The organism is Chitinophaga sp. MM2321, assembly GCF_964033635.1.
Taxonomy (GTDB): domain Bacteria; phylum Bacteroidota; class Bacteroidia; order Chitinophagales; family Chitinophagaceae; genus Chitinophaga.
In genome coordinates, this window is sequence record NZ_OZ035533.1 from 5,531,844 (window position 1) to 5,547,036 (window position 15,193).

General features: G+C 46.5%; 13 protein-coding genes. 8 read left to right on the forward strand and 5 right to left on the reverse strand.

Annotated elements, in window-relative coordinates:
* Window positions 1–20: 20 nt before the first annotated feature.
* Window positions 21–194, reverse strand: a complete 174-nt coding sequence (locus ABQ275_RS21515; protein WP_349315197.1) for a hypothetical protein — start codon at window positions 192–194, stop codon at window positions 21–23.
* On the opposite strand from ABQ275_RS21515, the gene ABQ275_RS21520 reads away from it, so the two are divergent.
* The 4 genes from ABQ275_RS21520 to ABQ275_RS21535 all read left to right on the forward strand — a co-directional run bounded on the left by ABQ275_RS21520 (window position 181) and on the right by ABQ275_RS21535 (window position 5,937).
* On the forward strand, window positions 181–2,109 hold the full coding sequence (locus ABQ275_RS21520) for a hypothetical protein (protein WP_349315198.1): 1,929 nt from the start codon (window positions 181–183) through the stop codon (window positions 2,107–2,109). The genes ABQ275_RS21515 and ABQ275_RS21520 overlap by 14 nt on opposite strands.
* A gap of 152 nt (window positions 2,110–2,261) precedes the next feature.
* Entirely contained in the window at window positions 2,262–3,305 is a 1,044-nt protein-coding gene (gene rlmN, locus ABQ275_RS21525) for a 23S rRNA (adenine(2503)-C(2))-methyltransferase RlmN (protein WP_349315199.1), read from the forward strand.
* A 58-nt stretch (window positions 3,306–3,363) separates the two neighbouring features.
* Complete coding sequence (locus ABQ275_RS21530) at window positions 3,364–5,199, forward strand: pseudouridine synthase (protein WP_349315200.1); 1,836 nt, start codon at window positions 3,364–3,366, stop codon at window positions 5,197–5,199.
* A 15-nt stretch (window positions 5,200–5,214) separates the two neighbouring features.
* Window positions 5,215–5,937 carry an RluA family pseudouridine synthase gene (locus tag ABQ275_RS21535; RefSeq protein ID WP_349315201.1) on the forward strand — a complete coding sequence of 241 codons (723 nt, stop codon included), beginning with the start codon at window positions 5,215–5,217 and terminating at the stop codon, window positions 5,935–5,937.
* A 225-nt stretch (window positions 5,938–6,162) separates the two neighbouring features.
* Here ABQ275_RS21535 and ABQ275_RS21540 read toward each other — a convergent pair whose 3' ends face one another.
* Both ABQ275_RS21540 and ABQ275_RS21545 read right to left on the reverse strand, forming a co-directional pair.
* Window positions 6,163–6,798: a peroxiredoxin gene (locus tag ABQ275_RS21540; protein ID WP_349315202.1), complete on the reverse strand. Its 636-nt coding sequence runs from the start codon at window positions 6,796–6,798 to the stop codon at window positions 6,163–6,165.
* Between the two features lie 166 nt (window positions 6,799–6,964).
* Entirely contained in the window at window positions 6,965–7,570 is a 606-nt protein-coding gene (locus ABQ275_RS21545) for a hypothetical protein (protein WP_349315203.1), read from the reverse strand.
* Between the two features lie 139 nt (window positions 7,571–7,709).
* Here ABQ275_RS21545 and ABQ275_RS21550 point away from each other — a divergent pair, with 139 nt between their 5' ends.
* Complete coding sequence (locus ABQ275_RS21550) at window positions 7,710–8,714, forward strand: WYL domain-containing protein (RefSeq protein WP_349315204.1); 1,005 nt, start codon at window positions 7,710–7,712, stop codon at window positions 8,712–8,714.
* Window positions 8,715–8,717: 3 nt separating this feature from the next.
* On the opposite strand, the gene ABQ275_RS21555 is transcribed toward ABQ275_RS21550, so the two are convergent.
* The gene (locus tag ABQ275_RS21555; protein ID WP_349315205.1) at window positions 8,718–9,458 is read right to left on the reverse strand and encodes a hypothetical protein; all 741 of its coding nucleotides are present in this window, start codon (window positions 9,456–9,458) and stop codon (window positions 8,718–8,720) included.
* Between the two features lie 118 nt (window positions 9,459–9,576).
* Between ABQ275_RS21555 and ade the strand changes: the two genes are divergently transcribed.
* Window positions 9,577–11,217, forward strand: a complete 1,641-nt coding sequence (gene ade, locus ABQ275_RS21560; RefSeq protein WP_349315206.1) for an adenine deaminase — start codon at window positions 9,577–9,579, stop codon at window positions 11,215–11,217.
* A 57-nt stretch (window positions 11,218–11,274) separates the two neighbouring features.
* Here the strand turns inward: ade and ABQ275_RS21565 are convergent, their stop codons facing one another.
* Window positions 11,275–12,366 carry an anhydro-N-acetylmuramic acid kinase gene (locus ABQ275_RS21565; RefSeq protein ID WP_349315207.1) on the reverse strand — a complete coding sequence of 364 codons (1,092 nt, stop codon included), beginning with the start codon at window positions 12,364–12,366 and terminating at the stop codon, window positions 11,275–11,277.
* Between the two features lie 99 nt (window positions 12,367–12,465).
* Between ABQ275_RS21565 and ABQ275_RS21570 the strand changes: the two genes are divergently transcribed.
* Window positions 12,466–14,313: a von Willebrand factor type A domain-containing protein gene (locus ABQ275_RS21570; protein ID WP_349315208.1), complete on the forward strand. Its 1,848-nt coding sequence runs from the start codon at window positions 12,466–12,468 to the stop codon at window positions 14,311–14,313.
* Window positions 14,314–14,357: 44 nt separating this feature from the next.
* The gene (gene upp / locus ABQ275_RS21575; RefSeq protein WP_349315209.1) at window positions 14,358–15,011 is read left to right on the forward strand and encodes a uracil phosphoribosyltransferase; all 654 of its coding nucleotides are present in this window, start codon (window positions 14,358–14,360) and stop codon (window positions 15,009–15,011) included.
* The last annotated feature ends 182 nt before the right edge of the window (window positions 15,012–15,193 follow it).

Here is a 15,193-nt window from a genome sequence, read left to right on the forward strand (position 1 = left end):
GATAAAACACATCGCCGGAATCAGTGGGAGAAAAACTGCAAACCAGTTAGTAACCAAACTATTAAACGGGTAAAGCCGCCAGATATAAGCTGATTCCTGCCTTCCAGGAAATGCCGCTTTGCCCGCTCACACAGATCAGTAGTTTTGCCCATCACTTTCATCTTTTTAAAATTACCCCAAATGAAAAAGTCCATGAACTACCTGTTGCTGGCTACATGTATTGCAGCCACCCCGGCCATTTCCCGGGCGCAACAACCTGCCGGGGAAAACACGGCAAATCTTTCCGAGCTACTTTACAGACCCATTAAAACTACCGCTCCTGTGCTGGAAGGAACAGAACCCGCCCAACAAAAAAGTCCTGTTCCCAATCCGTCGCTACGTGCCCCCATCAACCGGGTAACACCCGCAAAACAATGGAACCGCATTACCCCCGGCGCCACACAACTGATCACCGCCGACAACCTTGCTGAAAAACCGGTGAGGGTGATGAAAGCAAATGCCCCGGCATTCTGCACCGTACCTACTGTAACGATTGGCTGTTGCGGCTATTCCATCAAAGATGAAGTAGCCAACAAGAATATTTTCTATTCTTCTCCCAAAACTGTTTTTGGTAATGAAGACGACGCCAGGGCATATGCAGAAAGCCTGACACCCAAAATGCCTTTCTTTGTGCCCTATACCAACAGCAAAGTATATCCCGCCGGTGGCTGGATATATGACAATGGTAGCGGCCATGGCTCTGTAGACTTTCTTAAAACCAGCGATGCCTATGGTGCCGGTATTGACCCCACTTTCGGCGTATATGCCGCCGCACCGGGTAAAGTACTTACTGCCAGGTGGGATGATTTGTTTGGGAATGTGGTCATCATTGAGCACACCGCCAGCGATGGCACCCAATACCGCACCGGCTATTTCCACCTGCGGGGCGGCTTTGACCAGGATATTGCACACGCAAAAAATATCGCAGTTGGCGACCCTTCCAATAAAGATGCCCGCGATACCAAGTATAAAAAATTTGCCAACCTGTCCAACCCCTCCAAACTGCTGTGGGGCACCAATGATCAAAAGCTGAAAGTAAAGGCAGGTGACCAGGTAGCTGCCGGCCAGCAGATTGCGTGGAGCGGTAATACCGGCTATGGTGGCGCAGGCTGGGGGCTCAACCCCGACGGTACGCCTACCAATCCTAATACGGCCAATAACCACCTGCATTTTATGCTGTGGGTAAAAAGCCCTAAACCAGCTACGGGAGTGGACTGGATGGAAGTAGATCCATACGGCGTATATGCCAAGGTAAATAACGATACCAAAGACTGTTATGATCTGGGCGCCACCAGCGCCTTTAACCGGTTCTTTGCACCTTTCTACCCTTCTTTTCATAATGTGCCGGTGCAGTATATCACCCGCTACTGGGGCTACTATACAGGTATGGGCATGGCATTGCAAACATTGAGCGTACATAAATCAGGCAATGAATACCTGGCTTCCGGTTCTTTTCAATCCGGCCTGCCATCTGCCTGGTACTGCCGGATCAATATGAATGCAACGCAATACCAGCAATACTTTGATGAATATTACGCGAAAGGATATATTCCCCGGCAGATTGCCGTTACCAGCGAAAACGGCAGCCCATTGTTTACCGTTATCTGGAAACAAAGAGGAAATGAAAATTTTGCAGCTGTTCACAATATCACGGACGAGCAATGGAACGCTAAATGGAAAACGCTGGTAGACCAGCAAAAGATGCGGGTAACAGAGCATGTGGCTTATTTTGCAGGTGGTAAACGCTATCATGCCGGTGTTTTCGGCAGCAGTAATCCCGGTGGTTTTTATCAATACTCCGGAATGGGTATCAATGACTTCTCCAAAAAATTTGATGATCTGAACAAAGCAGGATTTATGACGGTAAATGTAAATGTGGCGGAAAACGGAAGTCAGAAAACGGTAAATGGCCTATGGTGGCCTAAAAACAAAGCTTATTATGCTTATATGGATATGTCGCCGGCTGATTATCAGTCAAAATTCACGAGCCTGACTGCCCAGGGATTCCAGCTTTACCGGATCCAGGGTTATGCCAACTCTTCCAAATTCGCTGCTATCTGGATGAAATAGACCGAATACACTTATGACCCGGATGCCACGGCTGTGAAGAGGCCGTGGCATCATCTTTTAAGGTCAATCTGTCAGTAACCCCAATATTTCGTATCTTCGCCGCTACGTTCTGACTGCCGGAAGGCAGCCAATTATATAATTAACAGTCAATAATGAAGTCTGACAAAAAGAATATCCGGCATTTAAGTCTGCCGGCTTTACAGGAATATTTCGGGTCTATTGAAGAAAAGCCCTTCCGTGCCAAACAAGTGTACGAATGGCTTTGGCTACGGCACGCCAGCAGCTTTGAAGCCATGACCAATCTTTCCAAAGAATTACGTCAAAAACTGGAAGATAACTTTACCCTTCCCGCTGTAAAAATAGATGCCGTCCAACAAAGTACGGATGGTACTATTAAAAGCAGATTCCGCTTACATGATGATCATCTTGTAGAAGGTGTACTTATTCCTACCGATTCCAGGCAAACTGCCTGCGTATCTTCACAGGTGGGTTGCAGTCTGAGCTGCAAATTCTGCGCAACGGGCTATATGGACCGGAAGCGTAACCTCGATTTTGACGAGATCTATGATGAAGTGGCGCTATTAAATCAGCAGGCACTTGAACATAACGGAAAAAAACTCAGCAACATCGTATTTATGGGTATGGGTGAGCCTTTACTCAACTACAAAAATGTGCTGCAATCTATTGAGCGCATTACCTCCCCCGACGGCCTGGGCATGTCCCCGAAACGGATCACCGTTTCCACCGCTGGTGTGGCCAAAATGATCCGGCAACTGGGTGATGATAAAGTCCGCTTTAACCTCGCCATCTCTTTACATGCCGCCAATGATAAGAAACGCAGCGAAATAATGCCGATCAATGATACCAACAACCTGAAGGAACTGATCGATGCGCTGAACTATTTTTACAAGGCTACCGAAAACGAAATCTCTTTCGAATATATTCTCTTCAAAGATTTTAATGACTCCCCAGATGATGCTGACGAGCTCATTAAAATTTACCGGCAAGTACCTGCTGACCTGGTAAATATTATCGAATACAATCCGATAGATAATGCACGCTTTCAGAAACCTGATTCACAAACAGCGGAAGAATTCATGGAGTATCTGACAAAACACCGCGTGAATGCCAGATTACGCCGCAGTCGTGGTAAAGATATCGACGCTGCATGCGGACAACTGGCAAACAAAGGCTGATCATTAAAACAAAATTTCTATTGACTATGTACGCATGGTCATCAATTAATAATAATTTATGAAGAAGAAACAACCTGCTAAGAAGGGTTCTGCTCCTTTTAAAGGAAGAAAAACGGGCAAGACCGATAAACCAGCAGCAGGCAACCGCAACCGCTCCTCCTTTAATGGTGAAAGGCCTGGAAGAGCATCTGCAAAAGATAATCGCTCAGGTGATGACAAACCATCTTTCCGCAAACGTGCCGGTGATGGGGAGGACAGACCTGAACGCAAACGCTCTTTCGGTGGCGAAAGAAGTGGCGATGATAAACCTGCTTTCCGTAAACGCTCCTTCGGTAGCGGTGACGATAAGCCGGAACGCAAACGTACTTTCGGCGGTGATAAAACCGGTGATGATAAACCCGCTTTCCGTAAACGCTCCTTCGGTAGCGGTGACGATAAGCCGGAACGCAAACGCTCTTTCGGCGGTGATAAAACCGGTGATGATAAACCTGCTTTCCGTAAACGCTCCTTCGGTGGCGGTGACGATAAGCCCGAACGCAAACGCTCTTTCGGCGGTGATAAAACCGGCGATGATAAACCTGCTTTCCGTAAACGCTCCTTCGGTGGCGGTGACGATAAGCCCGAACGCAAACGCTCTTTCGGCGGTGAAAGAAGTGGCGATGATAAACCAGCTTTCCGTAAACGCTCCTTTGATGGCGGCGACGAAAAGCCGGAACGCAAACGCTCTTTTGACGGTGATAAATCCGCTGGAGATAAGCCTCCTTTCCGTAAACGCTCCTTCGGTAGTGGTGATGAAAAGCCGGAACGCAAACGTACCTTCGGCGGTGATAAAACCGGTGATGATAAACCTGCTTTCCGTAAACGCTCTTTTGGTGGTGGTGATGAAAAACCGGAACGCAAACGCTCTTTCGGCGGTGATAAAAAAAGCTTTGGGAAGAAGCCCTTTGATAAAAAAAAAGACGATAGCTCATCGTTCCACGGTGACTTCAGCGACCGCAAAGACAACAAGTCTACTCACAAGGACACGCCGAGTGGATTTAACAGGCAGAAATTCTTTGAACGCACCAACGACCGTTTTGCCGATAAACAGGAAAAACGCAACAGAATAGCAGACACTAACGATAACGAATACACGAAAAATAAGAAAGAGGCCAAAGAAAGTGTATTTGGTCCTGGTGAAATGCCCCTGAATAAATACATTGCTCATTGCGGACTTTGTTCACGCAGGAAAGCAGTGGATTTCATCAAGGAAGGTAAGGTAACTGTAAATGGTAAACCCGTTACAGAACCGGCCACTAAAGTGACCAGTGATGATGTGGTAACATTGCAGGATAAGAAAATACAGCTGACAAAAAACCTGGTCTACCTGTTGCTCAACAAGCCCAAAGGATTTATCACCACAACAGATGATCCTGAAGGCCGTAAAACCGTTATGGACCTGATTAAGGGAGCTGTGGAAGATGAAAGGGTATATCCTGTTGGCCGTCTGGATCGTAATACATCCGGTTTGCTGTTGCTCACCAATGATGGTGAACTGGCGCAAACGCTGGCACATCCCAAACACAACATCAAGAAAATATACCAGGTAGAGCTGGACAAACCGCTTACCAAAGGTGATTTCGAGAAAATTGTGGAAGGTGTAACCCTGGAAGATGGTGTTGCATTTGTGGATGCACTGGGTTATGTAGATGCGAAAGATAAAAAGCAGGTAGGCATTGAAATTCATAGTGGTAAAAACCGCATTGTACGCCGCATTTTTGAGCACCTCTCCTATTCTGTAGAGAAGCTGGATCGCGTGATGTATGCCGGTCTTACCAAAAAAACACTAAACCGTGGTCAGTGGCGTCATCTCAACGAAAAAGAGGTGATCCTGCTGAAACATTTTAAAAAATAACTGCCGGATAACCTGATGCGATTAGTAGATCATATTTTACTCGAAACGCCTGATTTTGTTGTTGTAAACAAGCCATCAGGCATGCTGACCCTGCCTGACCGTCATGATAATGAACTGGCATCACTGAATGCCATCATGAAGAAAGCGTATGGTGAAATATTCACGGTACACCGGCTTGACCGCGAAACCAGCGGTATCATCCTGTTTGCCCGTAATGAAGCTGCACATAAATATTTCTCTCAGCTTTTTGAAAGCAGGGATGTAAAGAAATATTACCTGGGAATTGTAAGCGGACAACCGATGCCGAAACAAGGCAGCGTGAATGAGGGTATCATGGAACATCCCGTACAGAAAGGTAAGATGGTGACTAACCGCAAAGGAAAAGCATCTCTAACCGATTATGAAGTGTTGGAAGAGTTTGGCTTATACAGCCTGGTAAAAATGCAGATCCATACTGGTCGTACGCACCAGATCAGGGTACATATGAAACACCTGGGACACCCGATTGCAGTAGATGAAATGTATGGCAGTGCGCAACCCGTGCTGTTGTCTACCATTAAGAAAAAGTTCAAACTGGGGAAGCATACAGAAGAAGAACGGCCTATACTCAGCAGGCTGGCACTTCACGCTGCTATGCTGGTATTTAAAGATGCTACCGGTAAAGAATATACGATAGAAGCTCCCTTACCCAAAGACCTCAGCGCATTACTGAGTCAATTAAGAAAGCACAAAGGATAAATATTTAGGGATTTTTTGATTTACGAATGTAGGAATTTGAAATGCGGCAGAGACCTACATAATAATCCGCTGCATTTCAAATTCCTACATTCGTAAATCAAAAAATCCCCAAATAAAAAAACGGGGAGAAATCCCCGTTTCGTAAAAATCAAAAACCAACCATTAAAAACTCTTATAAATAAAAGCCGCTACCTGGTTATGGTAAGTCGGCTTTTATTTTTTTAATTACTTATTAGGCTGTGGTGTTGTTCTCAGATAAGGCTTGATGATTTTGTGGCCTTTCGGAAAACGTTGCGGGATATCGGCAGTAGCTACTGCTCCACTAACGATTACATCTTCTCCATCTTTCCAGTCAGCTGGTGTAGCTACGCTGTAGTTAGCAGTGAGCTGCAAAGAATCGATAACGCGTAAAACTTCGTGAAAATTCCTGCCGGTAGAAGCCGGATAGGTGATCATCAGTTTTACTTTTTTATCAGGTCCTATTATAAACAAGGATCTTACAGTAAATGTTTCGGAAGCGTTCGGGTGGATCATATCGTAGAGATTGGCCACCGTTCTGTCTTCGTCAGCAATAATAGGAAAAGTTACATCACATTGTTGTGTTTCGTTAATATCTCCTATCCAACCCAGGTGTTTATCCAGTGGATCAACACTGAGGGCTAATACTTTTACATTGCGTTTAGCAAATTCATCCTTCAGCAGGGCTGTTTTACCAAGTTCTGTGGTACAAACAGGCGTAAAGTCAGCAGGATGCGAGAATAATACACCCCAGCTATCTCCGAGAAAATCATAAAAATCGATTTCTCCTAAGGTGGTTTTCGCTTTGAAATTGGGAGCGGCATCGCCCAGTCTTAAACTCATAGTTTTACGATTTACTTAATCAAAAATAGCGTTTTTCCTACAAGATTTATAGACTTTAAAGGATTTTTTTCTCCATTCGTGCCTTTTTTAGGGGGGAAAGTAATTGGGGTTAACAAACAGGCTAACAAACGGGATCAATCAACAAGATAAAGGTGGTTAAAAAATATTATGGCATGGAAGTATGAAGCTGCCACGCATAGTAGGCCAGGCTAAAGTTGGTATCATCTGCCAGGCCTGCTTTTATGCGGGCTGCTTCCTCTTCCAGTTCTATTTCAATAAATCCAAGGTACAGGGTATAATTGTTACGGAGTGTTTGCATACACTGCTCCATTTTCCTGTTCAGATCTGCGCGGATAGCAGGAGGCAAAGTGGGTACAACAGGCAATGCTACTACCTTCTGGATAAAATAACAGGTTCCCTCTGCGTATACTTCCCACTCATTATGCTCCGGCTCGCTCATATAAAAGGTCATGTTATCAAAAATAACAGCGGCCCCCAGTTCTGCTTCCAGGTCAACAATTTCCGGGATACGACGCATATCTTCCAGTTGCTTCACAATGCTCATCTGCACGGCATCATGTTGCTCCTGGCTGTATCGCAGCATCGTATTCATTACTTCATAAGTAGTTACAAAATCACAGGGATGCCACTCACCATTCTGTTGCACATGGCCCCAGAGTGTCAGGTAATTCGTGTCATCCATTACAATCTGGCCAATGGAAACGGCCTGCATCTGCGTAATCGCTGTCGTTGTTGTATGTACTTTATTCATAACCGTCAACTTTAATTAACAATACAAATCTACCTGCCCTTCGCGCAAGGGATTTGCGCAGTGAACAATTACCTGTAAAATTTTAAATCATCTTTTCAAAAGCGGGAATTGCTTATTTTTATTATCTAAATTTTATCTTTTGCCAAAAAATAAGGATGCAGTATCGCGCTACCGCTGGCTTGACGAGCGGCTACGCAACAAACGTCTGCCCAAACCTACATTGGAAACCCTGATTGACTATGTATCCAAAAAAATGGATGCCGACATATCAAGGCGTACTATACAAAAAGATATTCAGGATATGCGGCAGGATCCTGAACTGAACTATATGGCGCCCATTGTCTACGAACGTAGCAGCGGCACCTACCGCTATGCAGACGATAGCTTCTCCATCAGCAATATACCCATCGAAGAAGCCGACTTGCAGGGACTGGAAATTGCGATCGGCATCCTGGAACAATTCCGCAGCCTGCCGGTTGTACAGCAGTTTGAAGATGCTATCCTCAAAATAGCCGCCAGCCTGAAAATGAACAGGGAAGCACTGCAACACAAAGGACTGATCAAATTTACCCGCACCTCACAATACAAAGGCGCTGAACATATCACAGAGATAGTAGACGCCATCAAAAACCTGGAAGTGATCCGTATCGCCTACCAGAGCTTTGACCGCAACGAACCCAAAGAACACTGGGTAGAACCCTATCACCTCCGTGAATACCAGCACCGCTTTTACCTGATCGGTAAAAGTCAGCAGACAAGAGGCGGCGCCGTGATCACTTTTGCGCTCGACAGAGTCGTGAAGATCTGGCCTACCATGAAACATTTTGACGAGAAGAATTTTGATGATGCCAGCTACTTTCAGCATGCCATCGGTATTACCGTGCATGAAGGGGAGCCCGAAAATGTGCTGCTGGCTTTCACACCCAGACAGGGAAAATATATCAAATCACAGCCTATTCACACTTCGCAGCAGGTAGTGGAAGATAATAGTAAAGAATGTCGTATATCCCTTGACGTTGTGATTAACCCGGAACTTACTATGACCCTGCTCAGCTACGGCGCCCAGGTAAAAGTTCTGCAGCCAGCACACCTGGCGGTGAAACTGGCTGCAGAAGCAAAAGCCATGATGGCTTTATATAAATGACTTTTATTTAACGTCCGGTTTAGAAGCCGGCTTCTCAAACAAGCTATCGGCTATTGGTTGGTTCACCTCTATTTTGGTGATATTTATTTTCATGCCCTGACCCATGGGTGACTGCTCAGTAGTGCCCGGATAAGCGTATCCATCGGGTGTTTTCTTGTAGTCAGACAGCATGGTCACCATTTCTCCTTTCTGACCGTTTATTTCCAGCACGTTGGTAGCCTTTACCAGGTAAAAGGTTTGGGCATCCAGGTAAGCGATGCCGGAGATATTCTCTGCACTCACTACCTTTAGCTTGTATGCCGGCGCCCCATTCACGGTATCTTTACCTAACAGCTCCACCTTCTTGCCTTTTGCAGCATAGTCGAAAAGTTCACCGGTCACATCCAGCTGCGATTTCATCAGCTTCAATACGGTAGGATCAATATCTTCCGGCGCTGTTTTCTGTGCGATAGGCATAAACTGCCAGCCCATATCTTTGGTTACTACCTGTACATTGGTAGTGCCCATGATTTCAAACTCCAGCCGCATCGCTTCTCCCTGTTTCACCCATCTCCTGATAGGCACCTGCATGCCCTGGATTTCCATCGAACCTTCTGTATACTGGGTTTTGATCGCCTTCAGTTTTTCGGCGCCACCCATTGCATCCGTATTTTTATTTATGATCTCAGCCAATGTCTGTGCCTGTAAGCTGATACCCGCTATCACCATACCTGTTACCAGCGAAAGAACCTTTACATAATTCATATAACGTATTTAGTAATTATTATTATCAAATAAAGATAGCCAAAAAACATGGCGCGTTTACATCTTCACAAAAATTTGGCTAAAGCTGAAAATGCCGGCTATTCCTTAGCTTTACGGCATGAATACATACCAGATTTCCGGCAACCTTGTAGATATATTACACCAGGAAATTTATCCTGCTACCCTGCACATAGCGGATGGCCGCATCCATAATATAGAACGCAATAACAATGCCTGGCCGCATTATCTGCTACCCGGCTTTACAGACGCTCATGTACACATAGAAAGTTCTATGCTGATCCCAACTGAATTTGCACGGCTGGCAGTGGTACACGGCACCGTCGCCACCGTCAGCGATCCCCATGAAATTGCCAATGTAATGGGTGTAAAAGGCGTGGAATTTATGCTGGACAATGGCAAACAGGTTCCTTTCAAATTCAATTTCGGCGCACCTTCCTGTGTACCCGCCACCATATTTGAAACAGCCGGCGCCACCGTAGATGTAGCAGACATCGAACAACTACTACAGCGCGACGACATCCGCTACCTGACAGAGATGATGAACTTTCCCGGCGTACTCAACAAAGACCCGGAAGTGCTGGCTAAAATAGCCGCGGCACAACGGGCAGGCAAACCGGTAGACGGCCACGCACCAGGGCTTCGCGGCGATGCTGCCCGCGCTTATATCGCAGCCGGTATCAGTACCGATCATGAATGTTTTACGCTGGAAGAAGGTCTGGAAAAACTACAATATGGCATGCATATACTCATCCGGGAAGGAAGTGCGGCCAAAAACTTTGAAGCCCTCATCCCCCTGCTGCATGACTATCCTGAAAAGATCATGTTTTGCAGTGACGACAAACACCCCGACAACCTGGTTGAAGGCCACATCAACCAACTGGTGAAACGTGCGCTGGCACATGGTATTGATCTCTTTAAGGTGTTGCGTGCCGCCTGCATAAACCCCGTACTACATTATAAACTGGACAACGGAATGCTGCGGGAACAGGATGCTGCGGATTTTATTGTGGTAGATAACCTACAGGATTTTAATATCCTCGCTACTTATATCGATGGCGAAAAAGTGGCCGAAAATGGCCAGACGCTCATCCCTTCTATCCCTGCTACCCCTGTCAATAATTTTGTATGCAGTGATAAAGCAGTGGATGATTTTCGTATGCCCGTAAACGATAGTAATGCAACTGCCGTAACGGTAAAGGTGATTGAAGCGATGAATGGTCAGCTGATCACTAATGCCCTTACTGCCAACCTCGCCGTAACAGCAGGATTGTTGCACAGCGACACCAGTCAGGATATCCTGAAACTGGCAGTCGTAAACCGCTACCGGGAAGCGCCCGTGGCATTGGGATTTATCCGTGGATTTGGACTGAAACAAGGAGCCATCGCCTCTTCTGTAGCACATGACAGCCATAATATTATTGTGGTAGGAACGGATGATGAAAGTCTTTGTGCCGCTGTCAATGCAGTCATTGCGCAGCAAGGTGGCATCAGTTTTACCAATAAAACCAACACCCAGGTACTACCCCTTCCTGTAGCCGGCCTGATGAGTAACCTCGACGGCTATACGGTAGCGCAGCAATACAGCACTTTCGATCAATCAGCGAAGGCATTGGGCTCAGAGCTCGCATCACCATACATGACCTTGTCATTCATGGCGCTGCTCGTGATTCCACATTTAAAACTAAGTGACTTGGGATTATTTGATGGAGACGGGTTTCAGTTTACAGCTGTTTATTAAAGATAGAAGCGGATACCGTATTCAGACAGTATCCGCTTCTATTTTTAAGGTCGGTTCTTAACGGCTCGTCCAGAGTGCCCCATTCACCGAATCTCTCGCAGCCCCGGTAACAGACGACAATACATTATCCTCATGTCTCCAGCGTAGCACACCGATGAGGGCCATTACCAGCGCCTCTTTGAAATTAACGGTCAGTTCATCCGGTACTTCCACGGTAATACCCAGTGGCGCCAGCTCTTCGCGGATACTGTTTACCATAAAAGTATTGAAAGCACCGCCGCCGGTGATCAGCATACTGGCGGGAGCATCCGGCATTTTATCTTTCAGCGCCGCTGCTGCTTTCGCTATCTGTGCGGCTATATGTGCAGTATAAGTGCGGAGCTTACCCTGCACGGATATACGTAAAGGCATGATCATAGGCAACACGGTAGCCGTACCGAAGTCATTGGCCAGCGATTTTGGCCAGGGCGCCTGGTAATAAGGTAATGCGTTCAGTTGTTCCAGTAGCGCGGGATCTGCCACAGCACCGGCAGCCAGGGCGCCGCCATCATCGTAAGGCTTGTTCAGTGCGGCAGCCAGTTCATTCAACACACGGTTGCAGGGGCAGATATCAAAAGCTGCAAACTGGTCGGGCAGTTGTGCAGAGATATTGGCAATACCTCCCAGGTTGAGCCAGTACTGGTAACCGGGAAGTAAATATTTTTCCCCGATGGGTACAATCGGCGCTCCCTGTCCGCCCAGTGCCACATCCACCGCACGCAGGTCAGTGATCACCGGAAGGCCCGTTACAGCTGTAATGGCAGCGCCATCACCCAGTTGTGCCGTCATTTTATCTGCCGGCATATGAAAAGTAGTATGCCCATGTGATGCAATGAAATGCACCTTATGGTCCAGCTGATTTTTTTCTATAAAAGAAAGGATCCGGTGCCCGGTGTAATGCCCGTAAGCCGTGTGCAGCAACAGGTAGTCCCTGGCTGGCAGCGATGTAGCTGTGGCCAGTCTTTCCATCCATTCCGGTTCATATGGCAAACTCTCTGATGCTTTAATAGCATAGGTCCATTGCCCGCGTACCTCCGTCAGTTCCGCGAAAACTATATCGAGTCCGTCTAATGAGCTACCGGACATGGTGCCTATCACATTATATACCATCGACTAAATTTTTGCCAAAGGTAGTTTTTAAATATTTTTTTAACGATTTATGGAAATGGTTCTTTACCCGGCATCATGCAGACAGAAAACTTCTCTGCTATGCAAAAATATCTTTCTTTATTACTGTTCTCCTGCCTGATCGCATTTCATGCCACAGGCCAGCAACGGCTGATTACCGGCACTGTACAGAACAACGCCGATAATACAGGGATCTCCAATGCCGTGGTTAGGGTAAAAGGCACCGACTTCCTGACAGCCACAGATACCAAAGGTAATTTCAGCCTGAAAGTGCCCACAGGCGCGCTTATCCTGGAAGCCGTGGCAACCAACTTCAAACAACTGGAAATACCGTTAGGCGCCACGCAGACTACTGTTCACTTTAAACTGCACCGGTTGCAGGCAATAGTAAAGCAGACCGACAAAAACAGGTATATCTCCAGGAAGGAAGCCGAAGTAGCCTACGACATGGCAGCGCCTATGATGGCCAGCAAAATGAGCACCCATGGCTACGCCGCAGCGCCCCGGTTTAATACCGAAGACTACAGTCCAATCAATGAAAATATTTTCCATGCTGTCACCGATCAGCCGCTGAGTACTTTCAGTATTGATGTGGACCGTGCCGCCTACAGCAATGTGCGCCGCTTCCTGAATAATGGCGAAATGCCACCCGCAGATGCCGTAAGAGTAGAGGAGATGATCAACTATTTTGATTATCACTATGCCGCTCCTACCGGCAAAGACAAAGACCCCGTGACCATCCGCACAGATATGGCCATATGCCCCTGGAACACGGATCATCAACTGGTACGCATTGCGTTAAAAGGTAAACAGGTAGATACCAAAGATCTACCTCCTTCCAACCTGGTATTCCTGATAGATGTTTCCGGATCTATGGAAGAAGACAATAAACTTCCGCTGGTAAAAAAAGCGTTTAATGTACTGGTAGATCAACTACGGCCACAGGACAGGGTAGCTATTGTAGTATATGCCGGTGCAGCAGGTGTAGTACTGCCATCAACAGCAGGCAGTGAAAAAGGTAAGATCATGGCGGCACTGGAAGCATTGCAGGCAGGCGGTTCTACCGCAGGTGGTGAGGGTATCCAACTGGCTTATAAGATAGCCAGCGAGCACCTGACAAAGAAAAGCAACAACCGCGTGATATTGGCTACAGACGGGGATTTCAACGTAGGCCCTTCCAGCGATGGCGCGTTGCAACGCATCATTGAACAGGAACGGCAAAAGGGTATTTATCTCTCTGTATTAGGTTTCGGCATGGGTAATTACAAAGATAACAAGCTGGAATTGCTGGCAGACAAGGGCAACGGAAACTATGCCTATATCGATAATTTTGAGGAAGCCCGCAGAACCTTTGTCACCGAATTTGGCGGTACCCTTTTTACCATTGCCAAAGATGTAAAACTACAGATAGAATTCAATCCTGCATTCGTGCAGTCGTACCGGTTAGTAGGCTACGAAAACCGCCTGTTACCAAATGAAGACTTCAACAACGACAAAAAAGACGCCGGCGATATGGGCGTAGGACATACGGTAACAGCCCTTTATGAAATTATTCCTACCGGCAGTAAAGTAAAAGCCACCAGCTGGGTAGACCCTTTGAAATACCAGCAGGGAAAGATTGCCGGCAATCATACGGAAATACTGACAGTAAAACTCCGCTACAAACAACCGGATGAAGACAAGAGTCAGCTACTGCAAAAAGTGCTGCCCTACAACAACCAGCGTGTGGAAGAAGCACCGGAAGATTTCAGGATGGCGGCGGCTGTAGCTGCCTTTGGTCAGCTGTTGCGCAACTCCGCCTTTAAGGGCACTGCTACCTATGCGCAGATCCTACGCTGGGCGGGTACTGCCCGTGGTCAGGATCCCGAAGGGTACCGTGCGGAATTTATCCAGTTGGTTAAAAAGGCCAGCCTGCTGGATAAGCAATAGTTTAAACGAATTTTCGGTAATTTGCCAGTTCAAAGGGGTAGCTCATGATAATTAACTTAAGTGAAACCAATTCGCTGGTAGGAGAATGGCTAAGCGAGATCAGGAATGTAGATGTTCAGCAGGACCGTATGCGCTTCCGCCGCAATATGGAACGGCTGGGAGAAGTAGCCGCTTACGAAATCAGTAAAACATTGGAATATGTGGATAAGGAAGTTACCACGCCGATGGGCATAGCTACCTGCCGGGTATTAAAAGAACAGCCTGTACTCGCCACTATTTTACGCGCAGGACTGGCTTTACATCAGGGTTTACTGCACTATTTTGATAAGGCAGATCATGCATTTATCTCCGCCTATCGTAAACACAACCGCGACGGCTCTTTCGATATCAGCCTGGAATATGTGAGCAGCCCGTCTATTGAAGGACAGGTGCTGATCCTCTCAGATCCCATGCTGGCCACCGGTTCCTCCCTGGTGAAAACCATTGCGCACCTGGAAGAAATCGGAAAACCCAGTCATATCCACCTGGTAGTAGCGATTGCTTGTACCGTTGGTATTGAATATGTACTCCGCAATACAAAAGCTGATCTTACCATCTGGGCCGGAGATATTGATGACGAACTCACTGCGAAAGGCTATATTGTACCAGGCCTTGGTGATGCCGGTGACCTGGCTTTCGGAAACAAACTGCAACAATAATTTAATATCGGTCAACTACTTAGTATAAATATTTTTTGATTTTTTGATTTTCGGATTTAGATATTTAGCTTCATGTTATATTCTGCGTGAAGCTAAATATCTAAATCAGATTATAAGAAAGTTGAAAATGTTTTTCTCTTTCGTAAATATTTTTACACATGGATTTAATTTGAAATATAACA

Bases quoted from the DNA above. Each gene is read 5' to 3' on its own strand.
- ABQ275_RS21520 (WP_349315198.1), top strand. From the start codon at position 181: ATGAAAAAGTCCATGAACTACCTGTTGCTGGCTACATGTATTGCAGCC.
- ABQ275_RS21515 (WP_349315197.1), bottom strand. From the start codon at position 194: ATGGACTTTTTCATTTGGGGTAATTTTAAAAAGATGAAAGTGATGGGC.
- rlmN (WP_349315199.1), top strand. From the start codon at position 2,262: ATGAAGTCTGACAAAAAGAATATCCGGCATTTAAGTCTGCCGGCTTTA.
- ABQ275_RS21530 (WP_349315200.1), top strand. From the start codon at position 3,364: ATGAAGAAGAAACAACCTGCTAAGAAGGGTTCTGCTCCTTTTAAAGGA.
- ABQ275_RS21535 (WP_349315201.1), top strand. From the start codon at position 5,215: ATGCGATTAGTAGATCATATTTTACTCGAAACGCCTGATTTTGTTGTT.
- ABQ275_RS21540 (WP_349315202.1), bottom strand. From the start codon at position 6,798: ATGAGTTTAAGACTGGGCGATGCCGCTCCCAATTTCAAAGCGAAAACC.
- ABQ275_RS21545 (WP_349315203.1), bottom strand. From the start codon at position 7,570: ATGAATAAAGTACATACAACAACGACAGCGATTACGCAGATGCAGGCC.
- ABQ275_RS21555 (WP_349315205.1), bottom strand. From the start codon at position 9,458: ATGAATTATGTAAAGGTTCTTTCGCTGGTAACAGGTATGGTGATAGCG.
- ade (WP_349315206.1), top strand. From the start codon at position 9,577: ATGAATACATACCAGATTTCCGGCAACCTTGTAGATATATTACACCAG.
- ABQ275_RS21565 (WP_349315207.1), bottom strand. From the start codon at position 12,366: ATGGTATATAATGTGATAGGCACCATGTCCGGTAGCTCATTAGACGGA.
- ABQ275_RS21570 (WP_349315208.1), top strand. From the start codon at position 12,466: ATGCAAAAATATCTTTCTTTATTACTGTTCTCCTGCCTGATCGCATTT.
- upp (WP_349315209.1), top strand. From the start codon at position 14,358: ATGATAATTAACTTAAGTGAAACCAATTCGCTGGTAGGAGAATGGCTA.